Annotated in this window: 5 protein-coding genes; 4 read left to right on the forward strand and 1 reads right to left on the reverse strand. The window is 65.7% G+C overall.

The window, feature by feature from the left end:
• The first annotated feature begins 52 nt into the window (after positions 1–52).
• Both ACIQ42_RS13715 and ACIQ42_RS13720 read left to right on the forward strand, forming a co-directional pair.
• Positions 53–2,272: an RNA degradosome polyphosphate kinase gene (locus tag ACIQ42_RS13715; RefSeq protein WP_397422793.1), complete on the forward strand. Its 2,220-nt coding sequence runs from the start codon at positions 53–55 to the stop codon at positions 2,270–2,272.
• Positions 2,253–3,755 (forward strand): Ppx/GppA family phosphatase, encoded by a 1,503-nt coding sequence (locus tag ACIQ42_RS13720; RefSeq protein WP_397422794.1) that lies wholly within the window; start codon positions 2,253–2,255, stop codon positions 3,753–3,755. The genes ACIQ42_RS13715 and ACIQ42_RS13720 overlap by 20 nt, the downstream gene beginning before the upstream one ends.
• 1 nt (position 3,756) lies before the next feature.
• Here the strand turns inward: ACIQ42_RS13720 and rnd are convergent, their stop codons facing one another.
• Positions 3,757–4,935: a ribonuclease D gene (gene rnd, locus ACIQ42_RS13725; protein WP_397422795.1), complete on the reverse strand. Its 1,179-nt coding sequence runs from the start codon at positions 4,933–4,935 to the stop codon at positions 3,757–3,759.
• Between the two features lie 86 nt (positions 4,936–5,021).
• Here rnd and purM point away from each other — a divergent pair, with 86 nt between their 5' ends.
• On the forward strand, positions 5,022–6,047 hold the full coding sequence (gene purM / locus ACIQ42_RS13730; RefSeq protein WP_397422797.1) for a phosphoribosylformylglycinamidine cyclo-ligase: 1,026 nt from the start codon (positions 5,022–5,024) through the stop codon (positions 6,045–6,047).
• A gap of 210 nt (positions 6,048–6,257) precedes the next feature.
• Positions 6,258–7,004: a hypothetical protein gene (locus tag ACIQ42_RS13735; RefSeq protein WP_397422799.1), complete on the forward strand. Its 747-nt coding sequence runs from the start codon at positions 6,258–6,260 to the stop codon at positions 7,002–7,004.
• The last annotated feature ends 58 nt before the right edge of the window (positions 7,005–7,062 follow it).

The following is a 7,062-nucleotide window of genomic DNA, read 5'->3' on the forward strand; positions in this document are numbered from 1 at the left end:
ACCTTAACCATTCGACACCATATGGTCAGGGGCAACGTTTTCGAGAACCGGTATGCCTGACAGCGCTATTCCCGTGACCGCCAAAGCACCCGCCCAAGCGCGCAAAGAGCCTGTGACTCCCCCAGCCTGCGAAGACCTGGCGCATTCTCCGGCCAGGTTTTTCAACCGCGAGCTATCCTGGCTGGGTTTCAATCGTAGGGTGCTTGCCGAGAGCATGAACCCGCGGCATCCACTTCTGGAGCGCCTGCGCTTCCTTGCGATCAGCGCCAACAACCTCGACGAATTCTACATGGTCCGGGTCGCCGGATTGAAGGCTCAGGTCCGTGAGGGCGTGCGCGTTCTCAGCCAGGATGGTTTGAGCCCAGCCGAGCAGCTTCTGAGGGTAAACGAGAGCGCCGCAGACCTGATGTCGGATCAGCAAACACGCTGGCGCGAGCTGTGCCAGGAGCTGGCAGATGCAGGACTCACATATGTAGACGCACCCGATGTTACCACGGCCGAACGTGCGGCATTGGAGGCGCGTTTTCTGACGGAGCTCTTTCCGTTGCTCACCCCGATGGCGATCGACCCGGCGCACCCTTTTCCCTTCATCCCCAATCTGGCGTTCTCGCTCGTCTTGAAACTTCGGCGCATGTCGGACGGTCGCCAACTCTACGCTCTGACACCCCTGCCCGCGCAGGTCGCGCGATTCTGGGACCTAGCGCCGGCAAAGGGCGCTCGCCGCAAGGCTACCCGCCGGGTAATCTCGCTGGAGAGCCTGGTTATGCTCTTCCTCGACCACCTGTTCCCGGGCTGTGAGCTGCAGGAACAAGGCGTCTTTCGGCTGATCCGCGACAGTGATGTTGAAATGGAGGAGGAGGCCGAGGATCTGGTCCGCGAGTTCGAGGCGATGCTGAAGCAGCGCCGCCTGGGCTCCGTGGTCCGCGTCGAATTTGAGTCGGCCATGTCAGACGAGTTGCGCGCCTTCATTTCCCATGCCCTGCACGCCAATCCGGAAGACATCGTCCTTATCGAGGGTCTGTTGGGTCTGGATGAGCTGACCCAGCTAATTCCGGCTGATCGTCCGGAATTGAAGTTCCGTCCGTTCGAGGCGCGATTCCCCGAGCGCATTCGTGATCATGGCGGCGATTGCTTCGCAGCGATCCGTGAGAAGGACATCCTGGTTCATCACCCTTTCGAAAGCTTCGATGTGGTGGTGCAATTCCTGTTGCAGGCCGCGCGGGATCCGAATGTGCTGGCTATCAAACAGACCCTCTATCGCACATCCAAGGACAGCCCGATCGTGGCCGCACTCATTGAGGCGGCAGAGAACGGTAAAAACGTCACGGCGGTCATCGAGATCAAGGCCCGCTTCGATGAGGAAGCCAACCTGAAGTGGGCCCGCGACCTCGAGCGCGCGGGTGTCCACGTGGTATATGGCTTCATCGAGTACAAGACCCACGCCAAGTTGTCGGTGGTGGTTCGGAAGGAAGGCGAAACCCTCCGCAGCTACTGCCACTTTGGAACCGGCAACTACCATCCGGTGACCGCGCGCGTTTATACCGACCTTTCGCTGTTCACGAGTGAAGCGCCGTTCGGAAGGGACTCTGCCAAGCTGTTCAACTTCGTTACAGGCTATGCTGAGCCGGTCGGTCTGGAACGTCTGTCATTCTCCCCGGTCACGATGAAGCGCGACCTTCTCAGGATGATCGATCAGGAAGCTGACAACGCGCGCTCCGGCAAACCGGCGGCTATCTGGGCCAAGATGAACTCCCTGGTCGACCCGGAAATCATCGATGGGCTCTACGCCGCCGGACAGGCCGGCGTGAGCATTGATCTGGTCATACGTGGCATCTGTTGCCTGCGCCCGGGCGTTGCGGGTCTGTCCGACAACATTCGCGTGAAATCGATCGTCGGGAGATATCTCGAACATTGTCGGATCAGCGCCTTCGCCAATGGTCACCCGATGCCCTCACAAAATGCGCGATTGTTTATCTCGTCGGCCGACTGGATGCCCCGAAACCTGGATCGTCGCGTGGAGGTGATGACCCCTATCGAGAATCCCACTGTTCATCGACAGGTTCTGCAACAGATCATGGCCGCAAACCTCAAGGACGAGGCGCAAAGCTGGACCCTGGACGCCGATGGCCGCTATAGGCGTGATCCCGCCTGGGATCACCCGAACGCCTTTTCGGCGCACGAGTATTTCATGACCAATCCGAGCCTCTCGGGTCGCGGGCAGAAGGTGAAGGACATGCCGCGCGCGATCGAAAATGTGGCCAATCGCGGATAGACATACTCGTACCGAGGGCCGCCAGGCGGCGGTCATCGATGTCGGCTCCAATTCGGTGCGACTGGTGATTTATCGTGTCGATGGCCGCGCGCTGTGGACAATCTACAACGAAAAGATGGTCGCGGGGCTCGGAAAAGATCTAACGACTTCCGGTCGCCTTTCTCCCGACGGCGTCGAAGCCGCCATCAACGCCCTGCGTCGTTTCCGGTCTGTCCTCGACGGCTGGCGAGCCGAGGACGTGATGACAGCAGCGACTGCGGCTGTCCGGGAAGCTGCGGATGGGCGTGCGTTTCTGGCCCGGGTTAAGGCCGAAACCGGTTTGGAGATCCGGGTTCTCTCAGGGTCCGAGGAGGCACGGTTTGCAGCGCTGGGCGTCATCTGCGGCCATCCGGGCGCCGTAGGCGTTGTCGGCGACCTCGGCGGCTCAAGCCTGGAACTGGTGCGACTGAATGGAGCCGGGCCCACGGAGGGTATCACGCTGCCGTTGGGGCCCTTTGCGCTCGGAGCGCCCAAGCCCATCGACCCGGAGCGTCTCCGTCGGACCATTGATGATCACCTGAAGACCCACGCCAATCGCTACGCCACACAGGACTTCAACGCCGTGGGCGGCGCCTGGCGAAACCTGGCTCTCCTGCACATGCAGATGGCGGACTATCCTCTGCATGTGGCGCACCAGTACGAGATCAACAAGGCTGATGCCCTGGAACTGGCGCGGTTTGTCCAGCATCAGTCGCGGTCTTCGCTGGAGCGCATCGAGGGGCTTTCCCGCAAGCGATTCGACACCCTGCCCTACTCGGCGGTCGTGCTGGAGCGGCTGATCGAGCGGCTGGGCGTACAGCGGATCATTGTATCGGCCTATGGCCTTCGCGAGGGCATGTTGCTCGATGCCATGGCGCCGGCGGTGCGCGAGCTTGATCCGCTCATCGAGGGCTGCGAGGCGCTGACGGCGCAGCATGGGATCAATCCCGAGCTGGGGCACGCGCTGGCGGCCTGGATCGGGCCGACGTTCGAGACCCTGGCGCCTCTGTTCGCGGGCCGGGACGGCGTCCTGACGGCGGCGGCCTGTCGCCTGGCCGACCTGGGGGCGCGGCTGCATCCGGATCACCGGGCGGACATCGCCTTTGAGCAGGTCCTGCGGGCGCCGCTGGCCGGGATGTCGCACCCGGAGCGGGTCTATCTGGCCTGCGTGGCCTTTGCCCGCCACACGGCCGCTCCGGCGCCGGTGGACAACTCAACGATCGGCCGGATGCTGACGCCGGAGCGTCGGCAGCGGGCGCGGGCCCTGGGGTCGGCCATCCGCCTGGGCTGCGATCTGTCCGGTCGCAATACCCGGATGCTCGAGAACTCCAGCCTGGCGATCCGGGGGGATAGGCTGTCGCTGAGCGTCCTCGCCGGCTGGGAAGACATGCTGCTGGGCGAGCAGACGGCGCGGCGGGCGCAGACCCTGGCCCAGGCGCTGAAGCTCAAGCTGGAGATGCTTTAGATCAGCCGCTCGTTGCGGCCCTGGGCGCCCTCCGCACTTCCACGACGCGGACGCGGGCGCCGTCCAGCACCAGGGCCAGTTCGCCGCGCTTGAGGCGCAGGGCGTCCTCGCCGAAGGCTTCGCGCCGCCAGCCCTTCAAGGCCGCCACCTCGGACTCATCGTCGTTAGCGATCTGCTCGAGGTCAGAGACGGTGGCGATCAGCTTGGAGGCCACGCCGGATTCCTCGGCCCGCGCCTTCAGCAGCACCTTGAGCAATTCCACGACGGCGCCCGCCGCCGGTGAGGCGGAGTGGCGGGTCTTCTCGATCACGGGGGCATAGGCCTCCGGGTCGCGCAAGGCCTCCAGGATGGCGGCGATCAGGTCGGGGCCGAAGCGGGAGCCTGAGAAGCCCTTGGGCACCGAGCGCAGGCGGTCCAGGCCATCGGCGTCGGTGGGGCCCTGGGTGGCGATCTCGTCGATGGCCTCGTCCTTGAGGATCCGGCCACGCGGCTGGTCGCGGGTCTGGGCCGTGCGCTCGCGCCAGGCGGCGACGGCGCGATAGACGGCCAGGTATTTCGCGTTGTTCTTGCGCGGCCGCAGGCGCTTCCAGGCGTTCTCGGGCTCGACGTCATAGTTGGCCGGCGACGTCAGGTCGTTCATCTCGTCGGTCACCCAGGCCAGGCGCCCCTCCTTTTCCAGCCGCTCGCGCAGCATGGGGTAGAGGGCGGCCAGATGGGTGACGTCGGCCAGCGCATAGGTCAGCTGGTTGTCGGACAGCGGCCGGCGCGCCCAGTCGGTGAAGCGCGAGCTCTTGTCGAGCTCGATCTTCAGCATCTGTCGGACCAGGGCGTCATAGGCGATCTGTTCGCCGAAGCCTGCGGCCATGCCGGCCACCTGGGTGTCGAACAGCGGCCGGGGCATCGCGTTCAGATTATTGAAGATTTCCACGTCCTGCCGGGCGGCGTGAAATACCTTCAGGATCCGCTCGTCGCGCATGATCTCGAGGAAGGGCTCGAGGTCCAGCCCCTCGGCCAGCGGGTCGATGCAGGCCTCGGCCGTGGCCGCCGCCGCCTGGATGAGGCAGAGCTTGGGCCAATAGGTGGTCTCGCGCATGAACTCGGTATCCACCGCGACAAAGGGCTGGTCCCTGATCTTGTCGCAGAAGGCTTTGAGATCGGCAGTGGTTGTGATCGGCGTCATGAATTAGCTATAGCCCCGCGCGCGGCCGAGTCTGCAAGGACCGTGACTTCCGCGCGTCGCCTTATCGTCATGTCCAGGCTGGGTAAATGTCCGAACGACCGAACGGCCTCACATATGCGCAGGCCGGTGTCTCGATAGACGCCGGCAACGAGCTGGTGGAGCGCATCAAGCCGCTGGCGAAATCCACGCGCCGCTCGGGCTCGGAGCCTTCGCTGGGCGGGTTCGGCGCGCTGTTCGACCTCAAGGCCGCCGGTTACGACGATCCGCTGCTGGTGACCACGACCGACGGGGTGGGCACCAAGCTGAAGGTGGCCATCGAAACGGGCATCCACGACACCGTGGGCATCGATCTGGTGGGCATGTGCGTCAACGACCTGCTGGCCCAGGGCGCCGAGCCGCTGATGTTCCTGGACTACTACGCCACCGGCAAGCTGGATGTGGAGGCCGCCACGGCCGTAGTGGCCGGGATCGCCGAGGGCTGCCGGCAGGCCCACTGCGCCCTGGTGGGCGGCGAGACGGCCGAGATGCCGGGCATGTATTCCGGCGGCGACTATGACATGGCGGGTTTCTGCGTCGGCGCCGTCGACCGCGACAAGGTGCTGCCGCGGCTGGGCGACCAGAGACCCGGCGACGTGCTGATTGGTCTCGCCTCCTCCGGCCCGCACTCCAACGGCTATTCGCTGATCCGGCGCATCGTGGAGCGCTCCGGCCTGGCCTGGGACGCCCCTGCCCCGTTCGCCGACGGCAAGACGCTGGCGCAGGCGCTGCTGGAACCCACGCGCATCTATATCCGTTCCGTCCTGCCGCAGCTGAAGGCCGGGCGCGTGAAGGGTCTGGCCCACATCACCGGCGGCGGCCTGATCGAGAACCCGCCGCGCTGCATCGCCGACGGCCTGGTTCCGCGCTTCGACTGGAACGCCTGGGCCCTGCCCCCGGTGTTCCAATGGCTGCAGGAGACGGGCGGCGTCTCGGAGCATGAGATGCGGCGCACGTTCAACTGCGGCCTGGGCCTGGTGCTGGTGGTCGCGCCCGACGACGTGGGCGAGGTGCTGATGGGCCTGATCGGGGCGGGCGAGGATGCGTTCGTGGTGGGGGAACTGGCGGCGGGGTGACATGCCCCTTTCCGCCGCTCGTCCCGGCGAATGCCGGGATCCAGCTGGAAAAGCGCCAAGGCGGGCTCGAGCCGCGCTGAGGTCCTCCAACCCGCCACGGCGTTTCGCGATCTGGGTCCCGGCATTCGCCGGGATGAGCGATGGGTGGTTGAACGTGCGCCCAAAGGAGCGGAAAGCCTTGGGCGGCGTTGGTGCTGACGGGAGACAGATATGGCCCTGAAGTTTCGGAATATCGCCGTGATCGCCAGTGTGGCCTTCGCCATCGCCGTGCCGGCGCTGCAGATGGGGCTGGGCCTCGGGCTGTCGGCGAAGGATTTTGCGGGTCAGGGCGACAGTACGCTGCGCGCCGCGCCCTATGCGTTTTCGATCTGGAGCGTGATCTATCTGGGGCTGATCGCCTATGCGGTCTGGCAGGCGCTGCCGCGCAACCGGGGCGACCGGGCGCTGGCCAGCATCGGCTGGCCCTCGGTGATCGCCATCGCCGGCTGCGGGGTCTGGATCATCGCGTCGTCGGCCAACTGGCAGTGGGCCAGCGTGGGGATCATCTTTGCATCGGCGGGCGCCCTCACCTGGGGCCTGATCCGCAAGGCGCCCAGACGTCGCAACCTGCCGGAGAATCTGCTGGCCTGGTGGCCGCTGGCCCTGCTGGCCGGCTGGCTGACCATCGCCTCGGCGATCAACCTGCTGACCGTGCTGACCGCCCAGGGGCTGATTGCGGGCGAGAGCGCCAGGATTGCGGGATTTGGCGGGGTGATCACCGTGCTGCTGATCGCCGTGAGCGTGCTGCGCGCGCCCTGTCCGGCGGTCTATGGCGTGCCCATCGCCTGGGGGCTGGTGGCGGTGTGGGCGGCCGAGCAGGCGCCCAAGCCCCAGCTGGCCGTCCTGGCGATGGTCTCGGCGGTGATCGTGGGCGGCTACGCGCTGTGGCGCGGCCGCCAGAGCGCCGCGCAGGCCTGAGGGCCGCAGGGCGGGACGCTGCGGGTTCGTCTTCCCGTACCTTGTGGCTTCCGGGTTC

It is taken from the genome of Phenylobacterium sp. (assembly GCF_044372605.1).
Taxonomy (GTDB): Bacteria; Pseudomonadota; Alphaproteobacteria; order Caulobacterales; family Caulobacteraceae; genus Phenylobacterium.